The organism is Cupriavidus sp. GW823-FHT06D04 (assembly GCF_058795055.1).
In genome coordinates, this window is sequence record NZ_JBXAHL010000038.1 from 1 (window position 1) to 22614 (window position 22614).

At 65.3% G+C, this 22614-nt stretch carries 20 protein-coding genes; 1 reads left to right on the top strand and 19 read right to left on the bottom strand.

Going from position 1 to position 22614, the window contains the following annotated elements:
• Positions 1-99: 99 nt before the first annotated feature.
• The 11 genes from phoR to AC1Q7H_RS31960 all read right to left on the bottom strand — a co-directional run bounded on the left by phoR (position 100) and on the right by AC1Q7H_RS31960 (position 12299).
• On the bottom strand, positions 100-1482 hold the full coding sequence (gene phoR / locus AC1Q7H_RS31910; protein ID WP_013957279.1) for a phosphate regulon sensor histidine kinase PhoR: 1383 nt from the start codon (positions 1480-1482) through the stop codon (positions 100-102).
• 135 nt (positions 1483-1617) lie between these two features.
• Complete coding sequence (gene phoB / locus AC1Q7H_RS31915; RefSeq protein WP_013957280.1) at positions 1618-2325, bottom strand: phosphate regulon transcriptional regulator PhoB; 708 nt, start codon at positions 2323-2325, stop codon at positions 1618-1620.
• Between the two features lie 28 nt (positions 2326-2353).
• On the bottom strand, positions 2354-3058 hold the full coding sequence (gene phoU, locus AC1Q7H_RS31920) for a phosphate signaling complex protein PhoU (RefSeq protein WP_013957281.1): 705 nt from the start codon (positions 3056-3058) through the stop codon (positions 2354-2356).
• Between the two features lie 47 nt (positions 3059-3105).
• The gene (gene pstB / locus AC1Q7H_RS31925) at positions 3106-3894 is read right to left on the bottom strand and encodes a phosphate ABC transporter ATP-binding protein PstB (RefSeq protein WP_013957282.1); all 789 of its coding nucleotides are present in this window, start codon (positions 3892-3894) and stop codon (positions 3106-3108) included.
• Positions 3895-3946: 52 nt separating this feature from the next.
• On the bottom strand, positions 3947-4846 hold the full coding sequence (gene pstA, locus AC1Q7H_RS31930; protein WP_013957283.1) for a phosphate ABC transporter permease PstA: 900 nt from the start codon (positions 4844-4846) through the stop codon (positions 3947-3949).
• The gene (pstC, locus tag AC1Q7H_RS31935; RefSeq protein ID WP_011615657.1) at positions 4843-5811 is read right to left on the bottom strand and encodes a phosphate ABC transporter permease PstC; all 969 of its coding nucleotides are present in this window, start codon (positions 5809-5811) and stop codon (positions 4843-4845) included. Before pstC ends, pstA begins: the two co-directional genes overlap by 4 nt.
• Positions 5812-5929: 118 nt before the next feature.
• Positions 5930-6961, bottom strand: coding sequence for a phosphate ABC transporter substrate-binding protein PstS (gene pstS / locus AC1Q7H_RS31940; RefSeq protein WP_211979906.1), 1032 nt, complete (start codon positions 6959-6961; stop codon positions 5930-5932).
• 231 nt (positions 6962-7192) lie between these two features.
• Positions 7193-8536 carry a phosphoglucosamine mutase gene (gene glmM, locus AC1Q7H_RS31945; protein ID WP_153954723.1) on the bottom strand — a complete coding sequence of 448 codons (1344 nt, stop codon included), beginning with the start codon at positions 8534-8536 and terminating at the stop codon, positions 7193-7195.
• Between the two features lie 58 nt (positions 8537-8594).
• A complete protein-coding gene (gene folP / locus AC1Q7H_RS31950; RefSeq protein ID WP_211979907.1) occupies positions 8595-9461 on the bottom strand; it encodes a dihydropteroate synthase in 867 nt (288 codons plus the stop codon).
• Positions 9462-9596: 135 nt separating this feature from the next.
• Entirely contained in the window at positions 9597-11480 is a 1884-nt protein-coding gene (gene ftsH, locus AC1Q7H_RS31955; RefSeq protein ID WP_013957288.1) for an ATP-dependent zinc metalloprotease FtsH, read from the bottom strand.
• Between the two features lie 153 nt (positions 11481-11633).
• A complete protein-coding gene (locus AC1Q7H_RS31960; RefSeq protein WP_010814316.1) occupies positions 11634-12299 on the bottom strand; it encodes an RlmE family RNA methyltransferase in 666 nt (221 codons plus the stop codon).
• 299 nt (positions 12300-12598) lie between these two features.
• On the opposite strand from AC1Q7H_RS31960, the gene AC1Q7H_RS31965 reads away from it, so the two are divergent.
• Positions 12599-13102, top strand: a complete 504-nt coding sequence (locus tag AC1Q7H_RS31965) for a YhbY family RNA-binding protein (protein ID WP_010814317.1) — start codon at positions 12599-12601, stop codon at positions 13100-13102.
• 86 nt (positions 13103-13188) lie between these two features.
• On the opposite strand, the gene AC1Q7H_RS31970 is transcribed toward AC1Q7H_RS31965, so the two are convergent.
• From AC1Q7H_RS31970 to AC1Q7H_RS32005, 8 genes are all read right to left on the bottom strand, one after another.
• Positions 13189-13692 carry a DUF4149 domain-containing protein gene (locus AC1Q7H_RS31970; protein WP_211979910.1) on the bottom strand — a complete coding sequence of 168 codons (504 nt, stop codon included), beginning with the start codon at positions 13690-13692 and terminating at the stop codon, positions 13189-13191.
• 54 nt (positions 13693-13746) lie between these two features.
• On the bottom strand, positions 13747-14223 hold the full coding sequence (gene greA / locus AC1Q7H_RS31975; RefSeq protein ID WP_013957290.1) for a transcription elongation factor GreA: 477 nt from the start codon (positions 14221-14223) through the stop codon (positions 13747-13749).
• A gap of 248 nt (positions 14224-14471) precedes the next feature.
• On the bottom strand, positions 14472-17720 hold the full coding sequence (carB, locus tag AC1Q7H_RS31980) for a carbamoyl-phosphate synthase large subunit (RefSeq protein WP_492382131.1): 3249 nt from the start codon (positions 17718-17720) through the stop codon (positions 14472-14474).
• Between the two features lie 100 nt (positions 17721-17820).
• On the bottom strand, positions 17821-18498 hold the full coding sequence (leuE, locus tag AC1Q7H_RS31985) for a leucine efflux protein LeuE (protein ID WP_492382132.1): 678 nt from the start codon (positions 18496-18498) through the stop codon (positions 17821-17823).
• A gap of 38 nt (positions 18499-18536) precedes the next feature.
• Positions 18537-19673, bottom strand: coding sequence for a glutamine-hydrolyzing carbamoyl-phosphate synthase small subunit (gene carA / locus AC1Q7H_RS31990; RefSeq protein WP_013957293.1), 1137 nt, complete (start codon positions 19671-19673; stop codon positions 18537-18539).
• A 334-nt stretch (positions 19674-20007) separates the two neighbouring features.
• Positions 20008-20418 (bottom strand): RidA family protein, encoded by a 411-nt coding sequence (locus AC1Q7H_RS31995; protein WP_013957294.1) that lies wholly within the window; start codon positions 20416-20418, stop codon positions 20008-20010.
• A gap of 48 nt (positions 20419-20466) precedes the next feature.
• The gene (locus AC1Q7H_RS32000; protein ID WP_013957295.1) at positions 20467-20892 is read right to left on the bottom strand and encodes an acyl-CoA thioesterase; all 426 of its coding nucleotides are present in this window, start codon (positions 20890-20892) and stop codon (positions 20467-20469) included.
• Complete coding sequence (locus tag AC1Q7H_RS32005; protein ID WP_211979911.1) at positions 20889-22577, bottom strand: AMP-binding protein; 1689 nt, start codon at positions 22575-22577, stop codon at positions 20889-20891. The genes AC1Q7H_RS32000 and AC1Q7H_RS32005 overlap by 4 nt, the downstream gene beginning before the upstream one ends.
• Between the last annotated feature and the right edge of the window lie 37 nt (positions 22578-22614).

The window sequence follows — 22614 nt, forward strand, 5'->3', positions numbered from 1 at the left end:
TTAACAGCTCGACACCTTGTTTACAACCCCTGCAAAGAAAAATGCCGTTCAGACTTAACTGAACGGCATTACCGCCGCGGCGGGGTTTTCCTTTACGGGTCAGGCGGCGCGGCGCGAGGTGTCCGGCGACTGCGGCGGCGCGGTCGGGCCGGTGCCTGGCGTTGGCATGTCCGCACCCTCCCCAGCCGAACGCAGGCTGCGCTCAAGCGGAAAGATCACGCGGAACACGCTGCCCCGGCCCTCCTCGCTGGTCACGCGCAAGTCCGCATGGTGGCGTGACAGCACGTGCTTGACGATGGCCAGCCCCAGCCCGGTGCCGCCGGTGTCGCGCGAGCGGCTGCGGTCCACGCGGTAGAAGCGCTCGGTCAGCCGGGGAATATGCTCGGGCGCAATGCCCAGGCCGGTATCGGCCACGGAGAACACGGCATGGCCCTCTTCCCAGGCCAGGCGCATGGTGATACGCCCGCCATCCGGCGTGTAGCGCACCGCGTTCGACACCAGGTTGCCCAGCGCCGAGAGCAGTTCGGTTTCCGCGCCGCGCACCCCCACGGTCGGGTCGATATCGGCCGAGACCTGGTGCCGTCCCTGCGAGAGCGCCTCGGCGTCGTGGCTCAGGTGCGCCACCATGGCACGGATCGGCACGATGTCATTGCCGGGCGGCTGCGCATCGCTTTCCAGCTTGGCCAGCGCCAGCAGGTCTTCGACGATGCTCTGCATGCGCACCGACTGCGCCAGCATCATGTCGATGTAGCGGCGCCGGTCGTCCTCCGACACCGGCAGGTCACGCACGGTCTCCAGGAAGCCGGTCAGCACCGTCAGCGGCGTCTTCAGTTCGTGCGACACGTTGGCAACGAAGTCGCGCCGCATCGCCTCGGTGTTTTCGAGCTTGGTGATGTCCTGGGTGATCACCAGCTTGCGGTTGTCGCCATAGGGCAGGATCTGCACCGCGATCACGCTGTGCTTGTGTTCGCCCATGTCGCGCATCACCAGCGGATCGTCGAAACGCTGCCGGGTCAGGTAGTGGACGAACTCGGGGCGGCGGATCAGGTGGGTGATGCGCTGGCGCACGTCGCGCCGCGCGTTCAGGCCGAAATGCTGCTCTGCCACGTCGTTGCACCACTCGATCTGGTCGGCGTCGTCCAGCATCAGCACTCCGTTGGGCGAAGCCTGGATGGCCTGGATAAAGCGCGTGTGCTGCTGCTCGACCTGCAGCACCTGGGTGCGCCAGCGCTTGACGAGCCGGTGCAGCCGGTAATACACCTCGCCCCAAAGCCCGAGTGCACTGGGGATCTCGCCGTAGACCGGCGCATCGAGCACCTTCCACAGGCGGTTGATCTGGTACAGGTAGTAGAACAGCAGCCCGAGCAGCGATACGCACGCCAGCGCCAGCGCCGGCACCGGGCCCACGGCCAGGTAGACACCGGCGGACAGCACCAGCAGGCTGATCAGGATGGCCACGGAACGGGCCCAGATGACATTCATGCGCAGGCTTCAGGCTCGCAGCCATGGAAGGCTGCAGGGTTGCGACGGAGTGTGCCACGAATTCGCCGCGCCCTGCCAGCAGCGTGGGCCATCCTGGCCGGACGGTACGTCAGCCGCCCGGCCATGCCCGGCGCGTCAGGCGCCGGGCGTGCGCGCCAGGCGGTAGCCACTGCCGCGCACGGTTTCGATCATATTGCTGTAGCCGCCGGGGGTGAGCGCGGCGCGCAGGCGCTTGATATGGACATCGACGGTGCGCTCCTCGACAAAGACATGGTCGCCCCAGACCTGGTCGAGCAGTTGCGAGCGGCTGTGCACGCGCTCCGGATGTGTCATCAGGAAGTGCAGCAGGCGGAACTCGGTCGGACCCAGGTCCAGCTTGATCGCGCCGCTGTCGTCCTGGCCGGTGACGCGGTGCGTGGCCGGGTCCAGGCGCAGGCCGTTGATGGCCACCACGTCGTCGGTCAGCTGCGGTGCGCGGCGGCGCAGCACGGCCTTGATCCGCGCCAGCAGTTCCTTGGGCGAGAACGGCTTGGTGACGTAGTCGTCGGCGCCGGCCTCAAGCCCCATCACCTTGTCCTGCTCATCGCCGCGGGCAGTCAGCATGATGATGGGGATCTGGCGGGTGCGGTCGTTGGCCCGCAACTCCTTGGCGAAGTTCGCGCCCGACTTGCCCGGGAGCATCCAGTCGAGCAGCACCAGGTCGGGCAGCACATCGCTCATCAGCGACAGCGCCTGCTCGGCGTTGTAGGCCCGGATCGGATAGTGCCCCGCGTGCTGCAGGTTTACCGCGATCAGTTCGGCGATCGCCGGTTCGTCTTCGACAACGAGAATACTGCTTGGCATGTGTATTGTTCTCCGTGGGCGGCTGAGTTCAGCTCAGCGCTTCGCGCTCCATGTCCTCGCGCGAGACATGGCGGACGTCCGTCCCCTTGACAATGTAAATGATAAATTCCGCGATGTTCTTGGCGTGATCGCCAATGCGCTCCACCGCCTTGGCGATAAACAGGAAATCCAGCGCGACCGAGATCGTACGCGGGTCTTCCATCATGTACGTGATCAGCTTGCGCACGAAGCCGCGGAATTCCTCGTCGATGGCCTTGTCGTCCTTGACGATGCGCGCCGCCGCCACGGTGTCCAGGCGCGCAAAGGCGTCCAGCGCCTGGCGCAGCAGCGAAATCGCCATCTCGCCCGAGAGCTTGACCTCGGCGTAGTTGATGCTGTGCGCCGACGCGTCTTCCATGATGTGCTTGGTACGCTTGGCGATCTTCTCGGCTTCGTCGCCGGCGCGCTCCAGGTTGGTGATGGTCTTGGAGATGGCCATCACCAGGCGCAGGTCGCGCGCGGTCGGCTGGCGCCTGGCGATGATGTTGCCGCAGTCGGCATCGATCTCGACTTCCAGCGCGTTGAGCTGGATCTCCCGGGCGATGACCTGGTCCGCGGTCTCGCCGTCGAAGTCGGTCAGCGCGCGCATGGCGAGTTCGATCTGCGACTCGACCAGGCCGCCCATCTGCAGCAGCTTGGTGTTGATCGCGTTGAGGTCAGCGTCGAACTGGGTCGACAGGTGCTTGTCTGGCATGGGATTCTCCTGGCCGCTTATGGATATGCTACGCCCTGCGGTGACGATCAGCCGAACCGGCCGGTAATGTAGTCTTCCGTTTCCTTGCGGTGCGGCTTGATGAAGATCTTCTCGGTCTCGCCGAACTCGATCAGCTCGCCCAGGTACATGTAGGCGGTGTAGTCGGAGCAGCGCGCCGCCTGCTGCATGTTATGGGTGACGATCACGACCGTGTACTCGTCCTTCAGTTCCGCGATCAGCTCTTCGATGCGGCCAGTGGAGATCGGGTCCAGCGCCGAGCACGGCTCGTCCAGCAGCAGCACTTCGGGGCGGATGGCAATGCCGCGCGCGATGCACAGGCGCTGCTGCTGGCCGCCGGACAGGCCGTAGCCCGACTGGTGCAGCTTGTCCTTGGCTTCGTTCCACAGCGCCGCCTTGGTCAGCGCCCATTCCACGCGGTCGTCCATCTCCGAGCGCGACAGCTTCTCGAACAGGCGCACGCCGAAGGCGATGTTGTCGTAGATCGACATCGGGAACGGCGTCGGCTTCTGGAACACCATGCCGACCTTGGCGCGCAGCAGCGCGATGTCCTGGCGGGCGGTCAGCAGGTTTTCGCCGTCCATGTTGATCTCACCCTCGGCGCGCTGTTCGGGGTACAGCGCATACATCTTGTTGAAGGTGCGCAGCAGCGTCGACTTGCCGCAGCCCGATGGCCCGATGAAGGCCGTGACCTTGCGGTCCGGGATCGACATGTTGATGTCTTTCAGCGCATGGAACTGGCTGTAGTAGAAGTTCAGGTTGCGCACGTCGATCTTGGCGCGTACCGAATCGGGAATGTCGATGACGGTGGAGGTCATTGCGTTTCTCGCTTGCAGTCTTTGGGGCGGGACGGATTACCGGCCGCGCCGCTTATTTCTTGAACAGGATGCGCGCCAGGATATTCAATGCCAGCACGCCGAGCGTAATCAGGAACACACCCGCCCAGGCCAGCTGCTGCCATTCGGTGAACGGACTCATGGCAAAGCGGAAGATCGTCACCGGCAGGTTGGCCATCGGCTTGTTCAGGTCGCTGGTCCAGAACTGGTTGGACAGCGCGGTGAACAGCAGCGGCGCGGTCTCGCCGGCGATACGCGCGACGGCCAGCAACACCCCGGTCACAATCCCGGCGTAGGATGACTTCACGGTGATCGACAGCACCATCTTCCACTTGGGCGTGCCGAGTGCGAAGGCAGCCTCGCGCAGCGCGTTGGGCACCAGGTTCAGCATGTTCTCGGTGGTGCGCACCACGATCGGCACCTGCAGCAGCGCCAGCGCACAGATCCCGGCCCAGCCCGAGAAGTGGCCCATGCGGGTCACCACCAGCGCGTAGACAAAGAGGCCGATCACGATCGACGGCGCCGACAGCAGGATGTCGTTGATAAAGCGGATAAGGCTGGCCAGCGGCGAGCTCTTGCCGTACTCGGCCAGGTAGATGCCGGCCAGGATGCCCAGCGGCGTACCGAACAGCGTGGCCATGCCGACCATCACGAAGCTGCCGAAGATGGCGTTGGCCAGGCCGCCGCCGGCTGTATTGGGCGCTGGCGTCATCTGCGTGAACAGGTCCAGCGACAGGCCGCCCACGCCCAGCGTGACGGTGGTCCACAGGATCCACGCCAGCCAGAACAGGCCGAAGCCCATCGCCGCCAGCGAGGCGGTCAGTGCGTACAGGTTGGTGCGGCGGCGGCGCGCCTGCAGCCGGGTGCGGATGGCATCCGCGTCGGGGCGGACCGCCGGGATCGATACGGTAGACACGGCTTGACTCACGCTCATTTGGTTCCCTCATTCTTTGCCAGTCGCAGCAGCAGCAGCTTGGACAGCGCCAGCACCACGAAGGTAATGAAGAACAGGATGAGGCCCAGTTCCATCAGCGCGGCGGTGTGCAGGCCGGCGCCGGCTTCGGCGAACTCGTTGGCCAATGCCGAGGTGATGCTGTTGCCCGGCGAGAACAGCGAGGCGCTGTCCAGCAGGTTGGTATTGCCGATCACGAAGGTGACGGCCATGGTCTCGCCCAGTGCACGGCCCAGGCCCAGCATCACGCCGCCGATGACGCCGGCGCGGGTGTAGGGCAGCACCACGTTCCACATCACCTCCCAGGTGGTGCAGCCCACGCCGTAGGCGGATTCCTTGAGCAGTACCGGGGTGACTTCAAACACGTCGCGCATCACCGAGGCGATGTACGGGATGATCATGATCGCCAGAATCACGCCCGCACACAGCAGGCCGATGCCCAGCGGCGCTCCCTGGAACAGCTTGCCGACCACCGGCAGCTGGCCGACCGTGGCGGCCAGGGGCTTCTGGAAATACTCGCCGAAGATCGGTGCGAACACGAGCAGGCCCCACATGCCGTAGACGATCGACGGCACTGCGGCGAGCAGTTCGATGGCGGTGCCCAGCGGGCGGCGCAGCCAGGCGGGCGACAGTTCGGTCAGGAACAGCGCGATGCCGAAGCTGACCGGCACCGCGATGATCAGCGCGATCAGCGAGGTCACGATGGTGCCGTAGATGGGCACCAGCGCACCATAGACATCGGCGGGAGGATCCCACTCCGCGGTCCACAGGAAGCGCGCGCCGAAAGTCTGGATCGACGGCCAGGCGCTGATCGCGAGCGAGACGATGATGCCGCCCAGCAGCAGCAGCGTCACGATCGCGGCGCCTCGCGTCAGGCCGCCGAACAGGATGTCGCCCATGCGGCTCGGGGGCTGGACGTTGCGGATCTCGGAGGGGGTAGTCGCCATGTCGGGAATTCAGGGTGGATCGCCGCTCCCGCCTGGGCGGGAGCCCGGTGTCCGGGCCAGTTGCGGGCAGCCCGGCCACCGGCCCCGCACTCACGCGGGGCCAGCGATGCCGTCAGGATCAGTACAGCGCCTTGCCCGAGGCGTCCTTGACGCTGGTCTTCCAGGTCGAACGGATCTGGTTCACAACGTTTTCCGGCAGCGGCACGTAGTCGAGGTCGGCAGCCATGTTGGCGCCGCTCTTGTAGGCCCAGTCGAAGAACTTCAGCACTTCGGCGCCCTGCGCGGCCTTTTCCTGGTTCTTGTGGACCAGGATGAAGGTGGCGCCGGCGATCGGCCAGGCTTCCTTGCCCGACTGGTTGGTCAGGATCTGGTAGTAGCTCTTGCTCCAGTCCGCACCGGCGGCGGCGGCCTTGAAGGCGTCGTCACCCGGCTTGACCACGGCACCCGACGCGTTCTTCATGTTCAGGTGGGTCATCTTGTTCTGCTTGGCGTAGGCGTACTCGACATAGCCGATCGCGCCATTCAGGCGCTGCACGAAGGCGGCCACGCCCTCGTTGCCCTTGCCGCCGGTGCCGCCGCCCGGCCAGTTGACCGTGGTGCCTTCGCCCACCGCGCTCTTCCATTCCGGGCTGACCTTGGACAGGTAGTTGGTGAAGATGAAGGTCGTGCCCGAACCGTCGGCGCGGCGCACCGGCAGGATGTCCTGGCTCGGCAGCTTGGCTTGCGGGTTCAGCGCCTTGATCGCGGGGTCATCCCACTTCTTGATCTTGCCCAGGTAGATATTGGCCAGCACTTCGCCCGTGATGGTCAGTTCGCCCGGCTTCACGCCCTGCAGGTTGATCACCGGCACCACGCCGCCGATCACGGTCGGGAACTGGACCAGGCCCTGCTTGTTCAGGTCCTCGTCCTTCAGCGGCGCGTCCGAGGCACCGAAATCGACCGTCTTGGCCCCGATCTGCTTGATCCCGCCCGACGAGCCGATGGATTGATAGTTGACCTTGTTACCCGTTGCTTTTTGGTATGCGTCGGCCCACTTGGAATACACGGGCGCCGGGAAAGAAGCGCCTGCACCGGTAATTTCCGCCGCGAACGCAGTACCCGCCACCACCATCGAAACGATGCCTGCCACGGCAGTCTTGACCAGCTTCATATGTCCTCCAGAGAACATTGGTTGGGAATGACAAATTTTTGACAAGACGAACTCTATGCTCCCTGTATGACAATTCCGTGACATCTTCAAATCTTCTTGGAACCGGCCTCCAGCAAGGGATCGCCGCTGCCATCCGGCTGTCATGCCGGCCCAATATTACGGCGGTTAATTGCGATATCTGGCAAAAAAACGCCGGGACTAGCCCGGCGTTCCTGGTCAAGGTGCGGCGTATCAGGCGCCCAAGGCATCCGCCAGCCGCCTGGCCGCGCGCTCGGCCATTTCGGCCTGCTCGGCCTCGACCATCACGCGCACCACCGGTTCGGTGCCGGAGGCACGGATCAGCACCCGGCCGCGTCCTTCCAGCTCAGGCTCGACCGCCGCGCGCGCGGCCTGTAGGCCGGCATGCGACTGCCAGTCGAAGCCCTTCTGCACGCGCACATTGATCAGCGTCTGCGGGAACAGCCGTACGCCCTCGAGCAACTGCGCCAGGGTCTTGCCGCTGCGGCGCAGCGCGGCCAGCACCTGCAGCGCCGACACGATGCCGTCGCCGGTGCTGTGGCGGTCCAGGCACAACAGGTGGCCGGAACCCTCGCCGCCCAGCGTCCAGCTGCGCTTGTTTAACTCTTCGAGCACATAGCGGTCGCCCACCTTGGCGCGCACGAATTCCACGCCCTGGCGCTTGAGCGCCAGCTCGACCGCCATATTGGTCATCAGCGTGCCCACGGCACCGGGCACCGCCTGGCCGGCGGCCTGGCGGTCGCGCACGATCAGATACAGTAGTTCGTCGCCGTTGTAGAGACGGCCGTCGGCATCCACCACCTGCAAGCGGTCGGCGTCGCCGTCAAAGGCCAGGCCCAGGTCGGCGCCATGGGCCTTGACAGCCTCAATCAGCTTGCCCGGCGCGGTGGCGCCGTAGCCGTCGTTGATATTGCGGCCGTCCGGCTGGTTGCCGATCGAAATCACGTCGGCGCCCAGTTCATGGAACACGTGCGGCGCGATGTGGTAGGCCGCGCCATGGGCGCAGTCGACCACCAGCTTCAGGCCGTACAGGTCCTGCTCGTGCGGGAAGGTGCTCTTGCAGAACTCGATATAGCGCCCGGGGGCATCGTTGATGCGGCGCGCGCGGCCCAGGTCATCGGATGGCGCGCACACCATCGGCTCTTCGATGGCAGCCTCGATCTCCGCCTCGACCTCGTCGGGCAACTTGTCGCCGTCGGCCGAAAAGAACTTGATGCCGTTGTCGTAATAGGGATTGTGGCTGGCCGAGATCACCACGCCGGCGGACAGCCGCAGCGCCCGCGTCAGGTAGGCGATGCCCGGCGTCGGCAGCGGGCCGGTCAGCAGCACGTGCACGCCAGCCGAGGTAAAGCCGGCCTCCAGCGCCGCTTCCAGCATATAGCCGGAAATGCGCGTGTCCTTGCCGATCAGCACGGTCGGCTTGCCTTGCCCGGTCTTGGCGCCGTGGGCCAGCACCTTGCCGGCAGCATGGCCCAGCCGCATCACGAAGTCCGGCGTGATCGGCGCCTCGCCGACCCTGCCCCGCACGCCATCTGTCCCGAAATACTTGCGTGTCATTCGCTGATTCCCTTTCTGTACTCTGATCGTTGTTCTGTCCGCAGTGGCCGCGGCCGGTTCAGGCCGCGCCAACGGACTCGTTGCGCACCGCCCACCAGGTCTTCACGGCATCCACCGTCTGCTCCACATCATGCACGCGCACGATAAATGCTCCGCGCTCCAGCGCACACACCGCGGCGGCAATGCTGGCCGCAACACGCTGCTGCGGCGGCCGGCCACCGAGGACGGCGCCCAGCGTGGACTTGCGCGAAATGCCCGCCAGCACCGGCAGGCCCTCCAGCGCCAGCCGCGGCAATTGGCCGAGCAGGCGCAGATTATGATCGGGTGTCTTTCCGAAGCCAAACCCCGGATCGAGGGATATGCGCGCGTCGTCGATGCCGGCAGCGCGCAGCACGGCAATGCGCTCGGCAAGGAACCCGGCCACCTCGGCGACCACGTCGTCGTAGTGCGGGTCTTCCTGCATGGTCTGCGGATCGCGCTGCATATGCATCACGCACAGGCCCGCCTGCCCCGCCGCCACGGCCTCGACCGCGCCCGGCATGCGGAAACCCCAGATATCGTTGATGAGATCGGCTCCGGCCGCAAGTGCGGCGCGCATGACCTCGGGCTTGTAGGTATCGATCGACAGCGGCTTGCCGCAGTTGCGCAGCGCTTCCACCACGGGGATCACGCGTGCCAGTTCGTCCTCAAGCGGCAGCGCGGCCGAGCCCGGGCGGCTCGACTCGCCACCGATATCGATGATGTCCACCCCCTCCTGGATCATCTGCTCCGCGTGGCGCAGCGCCGCATCGCGGCTGGCGTGCTGGCCGCCGTCGGAGAACGAATCTGGCGTGACATTGAGAATGCCCATGACCAGCGGGCGCTGGTCCAACGCATAGCGGAAACGTCCGCACTGGAAGTACCGGGTCTGAGGAGTCTGCTGCAAGGTCGGAATACTTGAGGAAAGTCTGTGCGCGAACCCGTCGCGCAAAAGGAAAAGCCGGTGCACCAGGCACCGGCTTCGGATACAGCCACTACACAGCCACCACCACTACGTCGTCAGCCAGACGAAGTCGCGGGATCAGGCCGTGGCAGGCGCGTTGGTCGGCGCCACCGGCGAGCCGCCCGAAGGCGTGCTGCCGCCACCATTCTGGCCCGACGCACTGCGCGGCGGACGCGGCGGCTTGCCGGCCATGATGTCATTGACCTGGTCGGCATCGATGGTTTCCCACTCCATCAGCGCGTTGGTCATGGCTTCGACCTTGTCGCGGTTCTCTTCGAGCAGGCGCTTGGCCAGCGCGTATTGCTCGTCGATGATGCGGCGGATCTCGGCGTCGACCTTCTGCTGCGTGGCTTCCGACACGGTCTTGGACGACAGCTTGCCGAACATGCCATCCTGCTCGGTATCCACGTAGACCATGGCGCCGAGCGAATCGCTCATGCCGAAGCGGGTCACCATGTCGCGGGCGATCTTGGTGGCGCGCTCGAAGTCGTTGGACGCACCGGTGCTCATGGCGTTGAGGAAGACCTCTTCCGCCGCACGGCCGCCGAAGAGGATAGCAACCTCTTCCAGCATGCTGTCCTTGTACTTCGAATACTTGTCATGCTCCGGCAGCTGCCAGGTCACGCCCAGCGCCCAGCCACGCGGCATGATCGTGACCTTGTGCACCGGGTCGGCCTTGGGCAGCAGCTTGGCCACCACCGCATGGCCCGACTCGTGGTAAGCCGTGGCACGGCGCTCTTCCTCGCGCATGACCGTCGACTTGCGCTCCGGACCCATGTAGATCTTGTCCTTGGCGTCCTCGAAGTCCTGCATGTCGACCACGCGCTTGCTGCGGCGGGCGGCAAACAGCGCGGCCTCGTTGACCAGGTTGGCCAGGTCGGCGCCCGAGAAGCCCGGGGTACCACGCGCGATCACCGAGGCGTCGACGTCGTTGCCGATCGGCACCTTGCGCATATGGACCTTCAGGATCTGCTCGCGGCCGCGGATGTCCGGCAGGCCCACATAGACCTGGCGGTCGAAACGGCCCGGACGCAGCAGCGCCTTGTCCAGCACGTCGGCACGGTTGGTCGCGGCGATCACGATCACGCCCGAGTTGGCCTCGAAGCCATCCATCTCGACCAGCATCTGGTTCAGGGTCTGCTCGCGCTCGTCGTTGCCGCCGCCCATGCCGGCGCCACGATGGCGGCCGACCGCGTCGATTTCATCGATGAACACGATGCAGGGGGCCTGCTTCTTGGCGTTCTCGAACATGTCGCGCACACGGGCCGCGCCCACGCCGACGAACATTTCAACGAAGTCGGAACCCGAGATGCTGAAGAACGGCACCTTGGCCTCGCCGGCGATGGCACGTGCCAGCAGCGTCTTGCCGGTACCCGGAGGGCCAACCAGCAGCACGCCGCGCGGGATGCGCCCGCCCAGCTTCTGGAACTTTTGCGGGTCCTTCAGGAAGTCGACCAGTTCGACCACTTCTTCCTTGGACTCATCGCAGCCGGCCACGTCCTGGAACGTGACGGCGTTCTGGTTTTCATCGATCAGGCGCGCACGCGACTTGCCGAATGAGAAAGCGCCGCCTTTGCCGCCACCCTGCATCTGACGCATCATGTAGAACCAGAACACGATGATCAGCAGGGTCGGCCCGAGGTAATACAGGGCCTGGACCAGCACGTTGGGTTCGTCGTCCGCCTTGCCGGTCACCTGGACGCCGTACTTCATCAGGTCGCCGACCATCCAGATGTCGCCCGGCGAGATGATGGTGTACTTGGCGCCCTCCTTAGGCGAGACCACCAGGTTGCGGCCCTGCACGTCGACACGCGACACCTTGCCGTTCTTGGCGTCATCCATGAACTGCGAATAGGTGACGCTGTCCTGCGCACGGGGCTTGTCGAACTGCTTGAAGACGGTAAACAGCACCAGCGCGATCACTAGCCAGATTGCCGCCTTTTGAAACAGGTTGTTATTCAAGGCCGAACTCCTTTGCAATTGCCTTGCCAACGGATAGCTGCATTGTAATGCAGCGCCCGCCCTCGGGGGGAAACAGAGAAACTATGATGCCGATAGCACCGGGTGGGGCACTTTCCACGCTTCTTTTTTCGCCCTGGCTTGTATCGAGACCGGTCAATCCACTGCCTTGAGGTAGCGCCCAAGGATAAAGGTTTCGGAAGACTTGTCGCGAGACGCCTTGGGCTTGCGTTTCGCAACCACTTTGAAATGCCGCTTGAACTTCTCCACGATCTGGCTGTAGCCGCTCCCGTGGAAGCACTTTACCAGCAATGCCCCCTCCGGCTTAAGGTGGGCCTGCGCAAATTCCAGCGCCAGGTCGCACAGGTACTCGATCCGTGCTGCATCAGCGAAGGCTACACCGGACAAATTGGGGGCCATGTCGGACAAAACAAGGTCAATCTTGTTACCGCCGGAGGCGTCCAGCACCACGCTTTCCAGTTCGCGGAAGACCGATTCCTCGCGGAAGTCACCCTGGATGAAAGTGACGTCGGCGACAGGTTCCATCGGCAGCAGGTCGATCGCGACCACGGCGCCATCGATCCTGCCGTCCTTGGCCCTGGGCGAGTCCGCCAGCTTGTTGCGGGCGTACTGGCTCCAGCTGCCGGGCGCCGCGCCCAGGTCGACGATCACCTGTCCCGGGCGGATCAGCTTGTCCTGCTCGTCGATCTCCTTGAGCTTGTAGGCCGCGCGGGCGCGATAGCCCTCGCGCTGCGCCATTTTCACGTACGGATCGTTGATGTGGTCGTGCAGCCACGAATGATTGAACTTGTTTTTTGCCATGCCAGTTACCAGCCTGTTCCCTGCCCCCGCCCGCCGGTCAATGCCATCCGCGAAGGTTTTCCTACTGTTTTGATGATTTTGCTGCCCGACAGTGCCGGATTGACGGATAATACGCGCCAATCCGCATCCCGACCGCCAGCTCGCCTTATCAGCGGCCGGCTTGCCGCCCCCCGGGGCGGCCGTCGGCAGCCTGTCCTTGCCCGACCCGCCGTGTCACGACCGGCGCGGGCTGCAGCGCCCGATTTCCAGCGCCCAGCGCTCTATCACTATTTCAAGCGCCTAATAATCAGCGCCAACCTATGCCCGCTCTACAACTAGTCCCTGCCCAGCGCTCTGACCTGCGCTCCCGTGCCCATGCCCTGAACCCGGTCGTGATGGTCGGCGCCGAAGGCCTGACCCGTGCCGTACTGGCCGAGATCGACCGCAGCCTGGCCGCCCACGACCTGATCAAGATCCGCGTGTTCGGCGACGATCGCGATGCGCGCATCGCCATCTACGAGGAAATCTGCGACCAGCTCAGCGCCGCGCCGATCCAGCATATCGGCAAGCTGCTGGTGGTCTGGCGTCCGGGCGAAGCGCGCCTGAAGGAAAACCAGGCCGAAGACCTGGGCCGCCACACCCCCGCCCGCCGTGGTGGTGCGGCCCCGCGCACGGTGACGGTCAAGAAGCCCAGCGCTGCGCCGAACCGCCGTCCGACCCGCAAGGAAGTCACGGTGCTTGGCAACGAGCGCGTCACCGCCGGCGGCAATGTGAAGCGTTCGCGCGCACGCCCGACCAGCCAGAAGAAGAAGGCGCTGGGCTAAACACTGCCAGCTGAAGCATGACGGGGTCGCCGCCAGGCGCCCCCGATGCCGGCACGCCACGCCTGTGGCCGTGCCGGCGGCCGGTCTCACTCCCCGGCCGAACGCGGCGCCGAAGCGCGCCACACCAGCACCAGCGCCAGCAGGCTTTGCAGCAGGTAGAAGGCGCTCGACACGCCGTGCAGCATGCCGAACTGCGCCTTGTAAGGCGATTCCGAAACGCCGACACCCAGCGCCAGCGCCTTTTCCTTCAGGCCGGCCATGAACGGCTGGGTGCCGAAGTAGCCCGCCAGCACGCAGCACAGCATGCCCAGCACCAGCCAGCGCAGGCCGCGATAGCGGTGGGCGCCGCGCCGGATCATCACGTTGCACAGCACCAGCTGCAACACACCGATGGTGACCCCGACGATGGCTTCAGTATGGAACAGGTGCCCGGCGATCATGCCCGCCGTCTCGCGGCTGGGCAGCACCGAAAACAGCGTCGGCGCCACCATGTAGCCGACGGTCCAGAGGCTGCCCGCCCACACCACCGTCAGCAGCAGGAATATGCGGTGCGGCAGCGGCGGCAGATTGTTATAGGAATTGGAGAACACGTGCCGGTCTTTCCGGGGGCCGGGCCAGGTGCAAGCCTGCCGGCCGGGCCGGCGTCAGATATAGCGTACGGTAATGACTTCGTACTCGCGCTCGCCGCCAGGGGCCAGCACGGTTGCGACGTCGCCTTCGAACTTGCCGATCAGCGCACGCGCGATGGGCGAGCTGACCGAGATCTTGCCGACGTCAATGTCGGCCTCGTCATCGCCCACGATCTGGTAGCTGACGGGACTGCCGGACTCCAGGTCCTCCAGGTCAACGGTCGCGCCAAAGACGATGCGGCCGTCGGTGTCCAGCTGGGTCGGGTCGATGACCTGCGCGGCCGACAGCTTGGCCTCCACTTCCAGGATGCGGCCTTCGATAAAGGCCTGCTTCTCCTTGGCGGCGTCGTATTCGGCGTTTTCAGACAGGTCGCCCTGTGCGCGGGCTTCCGAGATTGCATTGATCACCGCCGGACGCTCGACAGCCTTCAGGCGCTGCAGTTCCTCCTTCAGGAGCTCTGCGCCACGCTTGGTAATCGGAATGGTGCTCATGTCTTCGTTCAACAAAAAAATGAGCCGCAGCGGAGCTGGAGCCATCCCTGGCCAATGCTGCCAGGGCACTTCCGCTCAACCGCGGCTTTCAGACAGGACCGAATGCGGGCACGCCGCATCGATCGACGAATTTGACGTAGTTTAGGCCAGGAAGCCCGCCGGCAGCAACTCCGGCGGGCTTCCTGGCCTTGACCGGGCGCAATGCGCCCGGCCAGTGGCGATGTGCCGCTTGCCTTACGTACGGGGCTTCAGGCCAGCGAGGCGTGCAGGCTCTGCAGGTCGTAGACCTCCAGGCTCTGCATGTGCTTCAGGCCCTCCACCGCGGCGCGGGCGCCGGCGATGGTGGTGTAGTAAGGAATGCGGTGGGCCAGCGCCGAGGTACGGATCGAGCGCGAATCGGCAATCGCGGTGCGGGTCTCGTCCACGGTGGTGAACACCAGCGCCAGTTCGCCGTTCTTGATCATGTCCACGATATGCGGACGGCCGTCCTTGACCTTGTTGACCGTCTTGACCGGGATACCGGCGGCCTCGATGGCCGACGCGGTGCCGCGGGTGGCGACGATCGGGTAGCCCATGTCGTGCAGCATGCGGGCCACGCCGACTGCGCGCGGCTTGTCGCTGTCCTTCACGGTGATCAGCACGGTGCCCTTCTCCGGCAGGCGCGAACCCGCGGCCAGCTGGCTCTTGAACAGCGCCTCGCCGAAGGCCTTGCCCACGCCCATCACTTCGCCGGTCGAACGCATTTCAGGTCCGAGGACCGGATCGACGCCCGGGAACTTGTTGAACGGGAACACCGCTTCCTTGACGCTGTAGTACGGCGGGATGACTTCCTCGCCGATGCCCTGCTCGTCCAGCGACTGGCCGGCCATGCAGCGCGCGGCGATCTTGGCCAGCTGCAAGCCGGTGGCCTTGGATACGTACGGCACGGTACGCGAGGCGCGCGGGTTCACTTCCAGCACGTAGACGGTATCGACGCCGTCGTTCTGCTGGATCGCGAACTGCACGTTCATCAGGCCGACCACGCTCAGGGCGCGGGCCATGGCGGCGGTCTGGCGCTTCAGTTCGGCCACGGTCTCGGCCGACAGCGAGTACGGCGGCAGCGAGCAGGCGGAGTCGCCCGAGTGCACGCCAGCCTGCTCGATGTGCTCCATCACGCCGCCGATGAAGACGCGCTTGCCGTCGGAGATCGCATCGACGTCGCACTCGATGGCGTCGTTCAGGAAGCGGTCCAGCAGCACCGGGGAATCGTTCGAGACCTTGACGGCCTCGCGCATGTAGCGCTCGAGGTCGCGCGGCTCATGCACGATTTCCATGGCGCGGCCGCCCAGCACGTACGACGGGCGCACCACCAGCGGGTAGCCGATCTCTTCGGCCAAGCGCAGCGCTTCGTCCTCGGCACGCGCGGTGCGGTTGGGCGGCTGGCGCAGGCCCAGCTCCTGCAGCAGCTTCTGGAAGCGCTCGCGGTCTTCGGCCGCGTCGATCATGTCGGGGCTGGTGCCGATGATGGGCACGCCGTTGGCTTCCAGGTCCAACGCCAGCTTCAACGGGGTCTGGCCGCCGTACTGCACGATCACGCCGACGGGCTTTTCCTTGTCGACGATTTCCAGCACGTCTTCCAGCGTCAGCGGCTCGAAGTACAGGCGGTCCGAGGTGTCATAGTCGGTCGACACGGTTTCCGGGTTGCAGTTGACCATGATGGTCTCGTACCCGTCTTCGCGCAGCGCCAGAGCGGCGTGCACGCAGCAGTAGTCGAACTCGATGCCCTGGCCGATCCGGTTTGGGCCGCCGCCCAGCACCATGATCTTCTTCTTGTCGGTCGGCTGCGCTTCGCACTCGCCATGCTCGGCCTCGTAGGTCGAGTACATGTAGGCGGTGTTGGTGGCGAACTCGGCCGCGCAGGTGTCCACGCGCTTGTAGACCGGGCGCACGTTCTGGGCGATGCGCGCCTCGCGCACGGCCTTGGCATCGGTCTTCAGCAGCTTGGCCAGGCGGCGATCGGAGAAGCCCTTCTGCTTCAGGAAGCGCAGCTCGGCGGTCGACAGGCTGTCCAGCGTGCGCGCCTTGACCAGGCCTTCGGTCTTGATGATGTCTTCGATCTGGGCCAGGAACCAGGGGTCGATGTCGGTCTCGGCATAGACCTCTTCCAGCGACATGCCCAGGCGGAACGCGTCGCCCACGTACCAGATGCGGTCGGGGCCGGCTTCGCCGATTTCCTCGACAACCTCATCACGGTCCGACGACTTTTCATCCAGGCCGTCCACGCCCACTTCCAGGCCGCGCAGTGCCTTCTGGAACGATTCCTGGAAGGTGCGGCCCATGGCCATCACCTCACCCACCGACTTCATCTGAGTGGTCAGGTGGCTGTCAGCCTGCGGGAATTTCTCAAACGCGAAGCGCGGCACCTTGGTGACCACGTAGTCGATCGACGGCTCGAACGAAGCCGGGGTCGCGCCGCCGGTGATCTCGTTCTTCAGCTCGTCCAGCGTGTAGCCCACGGCCAGCTTGGCCGCGACCTTGGCGATCGGGAAGCCGGTGGCCTTGGACGCCAGCGCCGACGAACGCGACACGCGCGGGTTCATCTCGATGACGATCATGCGACCGTCCTTCGGGTTGATCGAGAACTGCACGTTGGAACCGCCGGTGTCGACGCCGATTTCGCGCAGCACGGCCAGCGACGCGTTGCGCAGGATCTGGTATTCCTTGTCGGTCAGGGTCTGGGCCGGGGCCACGGTGATCGAGTCGCCGGTGTGGATGCCCATCGGGTCCAGGTTCTCGATCGAGCAGATGATGATGCAGTTGTCCTTCTTGTCGCGGACCACTTCCATCTCATACTCTTTCCAGCCCAGCAGCGACTCTTCGATCAGCAGCTCGCGCGTCGGCGACAGATCCAAGCCGCGCTTGCAGATCTCTTCGAACTCTTCGCGGTTGTAGGCAATGCCGCCGCCGCTGCCGCCCAGCGTGAACGACGGGCGGATCACGATCGGGTAGCCGCCGCTGCCGGTTTCCTGGGCAATGCGCGACTGCACGGCCATGGCTTCGTCCATCGAGTGGGCGATGCCCGACTTGGCCGAACCCAGACCGATCTTGGTCATGGCGTCCTTGAACTTCTGGCGGTCCTCGGCCTTGTCGATGGCTTCCGGCGAAGCGCCGATCAGTTCGACCTTGTACTTCTCCAGCACGCCGTGGCGATACAGGTCCAGCGCGCAGTTCAGCGCGGTCTGGCCGCCCATGGTCGGCAGGATCGCGTCCGGGCGCTCCTTCTCGATGATGCGCTCGACCACTTCCCAGGTGATCGGCTCGATGTAGGTCACATCGGCCGTGTTGGGATCGGTCATGATGGTCGCCGGGTTCGAATTGACCAGGATGACCTTGAAGCCTTCCTCGCGCAGCGCCTTGCAGGCCTGGGCGCCGGAGTAGTCGAACTCGCACGCCTGGCCGATGATGATGGGGCCCGCGCCGATGATCAGGATGCTCTTGATGTCTGTGCGTTTTGGCATTGCACGCTCTCTTTGTTGGCCGGCCCGCTTGCATGCGGGCCGCGCCGGTAATCAGGGAATCCGTCCGGATTCGAAAAGGTCAGCTTGTCCGCCGCCGCGCCTAGTTCATGGTGGCCGTCGCCAGCTTGGCGCCGAAACCGATGAACATCGCCCCCACCCCGCTCGACATGCCGGCCGACAGGCGCCGGCGGCGCCGGAATGCGTCGGCCAGCTTCGCGCCCACGAAGATGATCGTGGTCAGGTAGGCGAAGCTGCAGATCTGGCAGACCAGCCCCAGCACGCCGAACGACAGCACCGGGTAAGCGAAAGCCGGATCGACGAACTGGATGAAGAACGAGATGAAGAACAGGATCGCCTTCGGGTTCAGCAGGCTGATCAGGAGCGCCTTGCGGAACGGATCGGACTGGTCGGCCGTGCCCGCCGGCACGGTCGCGGCCGCGGCCGCATCGCCGCGCGCGGCCCAGTTGCGCACCGCGCCGCGCAGCATGTTGAAGCCGATCCACGCCAGGTAGGCCGCGCCGATGTACTTCACCACGTAGAACAACGCCGGGCTGGCCTTGAGCAGCGAGGCCACGCCCGCTGCCGACAGCACCATCAGCACGAAGTCACCCAGGAACACCCCGCATGCGCCCTTGTAGCCGACACGCACGCCGCGCTGCGCCGCCACCGACAGCACATACATCGAGTTCGGCCCGGGCAGCAGCACGATAAAAATCGTGCCCAGCACATAGGTCCAGAAATCGGTGATGCCGAAGGCGGTATGTATGAAGGCGTTCATGGGATGTCCCTGAGGTCTGCGCTGTTCTTCTTGCCCGCTTACTTGCGCGCGTCCGTCATCAGCTTGATGAAGCGGTCGAACAGGTAAGCCACGTCGTTCGGGCCGGGCGAGGCTTCCGGGTGACCCTGGAAGCAGAAGGCCGGCTTGTCGGTCAGCGTGAAACCCTGCAGCGAACCGTCGAACAGCGACTTGTGCGTCACGCGCACGTTCGACGGCAGCGTGTCCGCGTCCACCGCGAAACCGTGGTTCTGCGACGTGATCACCACGCGGCCGTCGTCCAGGTCCTTGACCGGGTGGTTGGCGCCATGGTGGCCGAACTTCATCTTCAGGGTCTTGGCGCCGACCGCCAGGGCCATGATCTGGTGGCCCAGGCAGATGCCGAAGGTCGGGATGCCGCGCTCGATGAACTCGCGCGTGGCGGCGATGGCGTAGTCGCACGGCTCGGGGTCGCCGGGGCCGTTGGACAGGAACACGCCGTCCGGATTCAGCGCCAGCGCGTCGGCGGCACTCGCCTGCGCGGGCAGCACCGTCACCTTGCAGCCGCGCTCGGCCAGCATGCGCAGGATGTTGTACTTGACGCCGTAGTCATAGGCGACCACGTGGAACTGCGGCTTGTCCTGCTTGCCGTAGCCTTCGCCCAGCTTCCACTCGGTCTGGGTCCACTCGTACGGCTCCTTGACCGAAACCACCTTGGCCAGGTCCATGCCGGCCAGGCCGGGGAACGAGCGGGCCAGGTCGATGGCCTTCTGGACATTGTCTTCGCCGGCCAGGATGCAGCCGTTCTGGGCACCCTTTTCGCGCAGGATACGCGTCAGCTTGCGCGTATCGATGCCGGCGATGGCCACCACCTTTTCCTGCTTCAGGTAGTGGGCAAGGGTGTGCTCCTTGCGGAAGTTCGAGGCCAGGATCGGCAGATCCTTGATGATCAGGCCGGCGGCATGGACTTTCGTGGCTTCGACATCCTCAGGATTGACCCCGTAGTTACCGATATGCGGATACGTCAGCGTGACGATCTGCCGCGAGTAACTCGGGTCGGTGAGGATTTCCTGGTAACCGGTGATGGCGGTGTTGAACACCACTTCACCGATGGTATGGCCGGAAGCGCCAATGGAATAGCCACGAAAGACCGTGCCGTCTGCTAGCGCGAGAATGGCGGACGGAAAAGACGGTAACACGGGTAGGCTCCTGCTGGACTCACCCCGTGACCGACCAATCGACGCCTCGTGCCTCCCAGGCTGGATCCGTGACGGCGGCAGCGGCATTGCGCCGATGCGGTCGGATCCGGTCGCGACCTGCTTCTTGCGTCACATTGAATGCGGACAGCAAAGGCGGCGCGGATGGGGGCGGCGGAAGGTGGAAAGCGGTAGGCGCTAGGGTGAAGGGTTCTGAAAGCGAAACTTTCGAATTATATCCCGCGCCACCCATTTTCTCAAGTTTTCAAGGACTTGCACGCGGCAGCGGGCGGCGCCACCACGCCGCCGGCCGCCGTCCCGGCCTGTGCCTGCTACGTTACGCCTGCGGCGGCACGACCGCCGTGACCTCGATTTCCACCTTGGCGCGCGGCTCCACCAGGTCCGCGACCTCGACCGCCGTCATCGCCGGGAAGTGGCGGCCGATGATGGCCCGGTAGTGCTGGCCGATCGCCCCGTAGGCGCCGACATATTCCGCCTTGTCCTTCACATACCAGGTCATGCGCACGATATGCTCGGGCAGCGCGTCGCCGGCCGCCAGCACGGCAACCACGTTGCGCAGCGCCTGCGCCACCTGCAGGCCGAAGTCGTCGGTCTCGAATTCACATTTGCCGGTCCAGCCGATCTGGCCGCTGACAAAGAGGAGGCGGCTGCCGACCTGCATTTCGGTCATGGTGCCGTTGGCGTAGCCACGCGGGGGCGCCCAGTCGGGCGGCTGCAGGATGTTCATGATGCGTTTTCCTGTTGATATCTGTATGAGTGGATGGAATTCCGGGATTCAAGCCGTCGCGACCAGGTAGGACGACATGGCCTCGCGCACGGCATCGGGCAACGGCTGCGGAGCAATCGAGCCGGTATCGACGCAGACCAGCCGCTGCGTCACTTCCATGCGGGTATCGTCATGCGGGCCGGCGAAGCGGATCGCGAGGGTAAAGCTGGACTGACCCAGCTTCAGCACGCGCAGCTCCCGTGTCAGCACCTCGCCCAGCCGGCTCGGCGCCAGGAAGCGGCACTCCAGCTCGGCGGTCGGCACGCCCGCGTGGCCCTCGCCATGCATGGCATCGAAGGGCCAGCCCAACGCCTCGCTAAACCAGTCTTCGATCAGATCGTTGAGCATCTCGAAATAGCGCGGGTAGAACACGATGCCCGCGGCGTCGCAGTGCTTGAAGCGCACCAGGACGGTGCTGCGGAACACGGGGCTCATGGCTTCCCCGCCTGGTTAGTGCCGCCATTGCCACCGCCATTGCCCTGCTCCGCCATCTGCCGCAGCCGGAAGCGCTGCAGCTTGCCGGTCTCGGTGCGCGGCAGCGCCGGCACGAACACAATGCGGCGCGGATACTTGTAGGGTGCGATCTGGCGCTTCACGTAGTCCTGCAGCGCGGTGCGGGTAGCGTCGTCCGCCGCCACGCCCTCGCGCAGCACCACATAGGCCATCACCACCTGGCCGCGCCCGTCGTCGGGCGCACCGACCACACCGCATTCGGCCACTGCCTCGTGCTGCATGAGTGCGCTTTCCACCTCCGGCCCGGCGATGTTGTAGCCGGCCGAGATGATCATGTCGTCCGAACGCGCCTGGTAGAAGTAGTAGCCGTCCTCGTCGACGAAGAAGGTATCGCCCGGCAGGTTCCAGCCCGCCTTCACATAGTTGGACTGGCGCGGATCGTCCAGGTAGCGGCAGCCGGTCGGCCCCTGCACCGCCAGCTTGCCGACCTGTCCCGGCGGCAGGGGCTGCATGTTCTCGTCGACGATCTGCGCGACATAGCCCGGCACCACCCGCCCGATCGCGCCCGGCCTGACCTCGGCGCCGGCGCTGGAGATAAAGATATGCATCATCTCCGTGCCGCCGATGCCGTCGGTCATCTCGATGCCGGTGGCCGCCTTCCAGCTCTGGCGCGTGGCGTCCGGCAGGGCTTCGCCGGCCGACACGCTCTTCTTCAGGCTGGACAGGTCATAGCGCGGCGCCAGCGTTGCCATCTGCCGGTAGAAGGTGGGCGCGGTAAAGACGATGGTGGCGCGGAAATCCTGGATCAACCCGAGCAGCGTCTCTGGCGTCAGCTTCTCGGCCAGCACGGCGCTGGCGCCGATGCGCAGCGGGAAACACAGCATGCCGCCCAGCCCGAAGGTGAACGCGATCGGCGGCGTGCCGCAGAACACGTCGTCGGGCTGCGGGCACAGCACGTGGCGCGGGAACAGGTCGCACATGGCCAGCACGTCGCGATGGAAGTGCATGGTGCCCTTGGGCTGGCCGGTGGTGCCGCTGGTAAAGGCGATCAGGCAGACATCGTCGCTGGCGGTGTCGCAGGCCGCGAAGGCATCCGGCTTGCCCGCCAGCGCCGCCTCCAGCGAACCCTCGCCTTCACCGTTGAAGTACAGCGTGCGCGCCAGGCTCGGGCAGTGGAATTCGCCGCCCTCCTGCTGGTTGGCTTCGAGCTCCTCGCGCAGCCGCGCATCGCACAGCGCGGCGCCGACCTGGGCCTTGTCGATGATCTGCTTCAGCTCCTTGGCGCGCAGCAGCGGCATGGTCGGCACCGCGACCAGGCCAGCCTTGAGCGTGGCCAGCCAGCTGGCGGCCATCATCAGGTTGTTGGGTCCGCGCAGCAGCACGCGGCTGCCGGGCACCAGTTGCATGTCCTCGACCAGCACATGGGCGATGCGGTTCACCAGCGCCGCCAGCTGCGCATACGTGACCGTCTCTATCTGTCCGTCGCGGCGATGGCGGATGGCGATGCGCTCGCCGCGGCCTTCGCGCACGTGGCGGTCTAGCAGCTCCACCGCGGCATTCATCCGCTCCGGGTAGTCGGTATCGGCATTGAAGCGGAACACCGGCCACATTTCGGGCGGCGGCAGGCGGTCGCGCGCGAAGGTATCGAGGTGGGCTGTGGTCGCCATGGCTTGTCTCCTGTCTGCTCTGTATCGGTACGGCAGT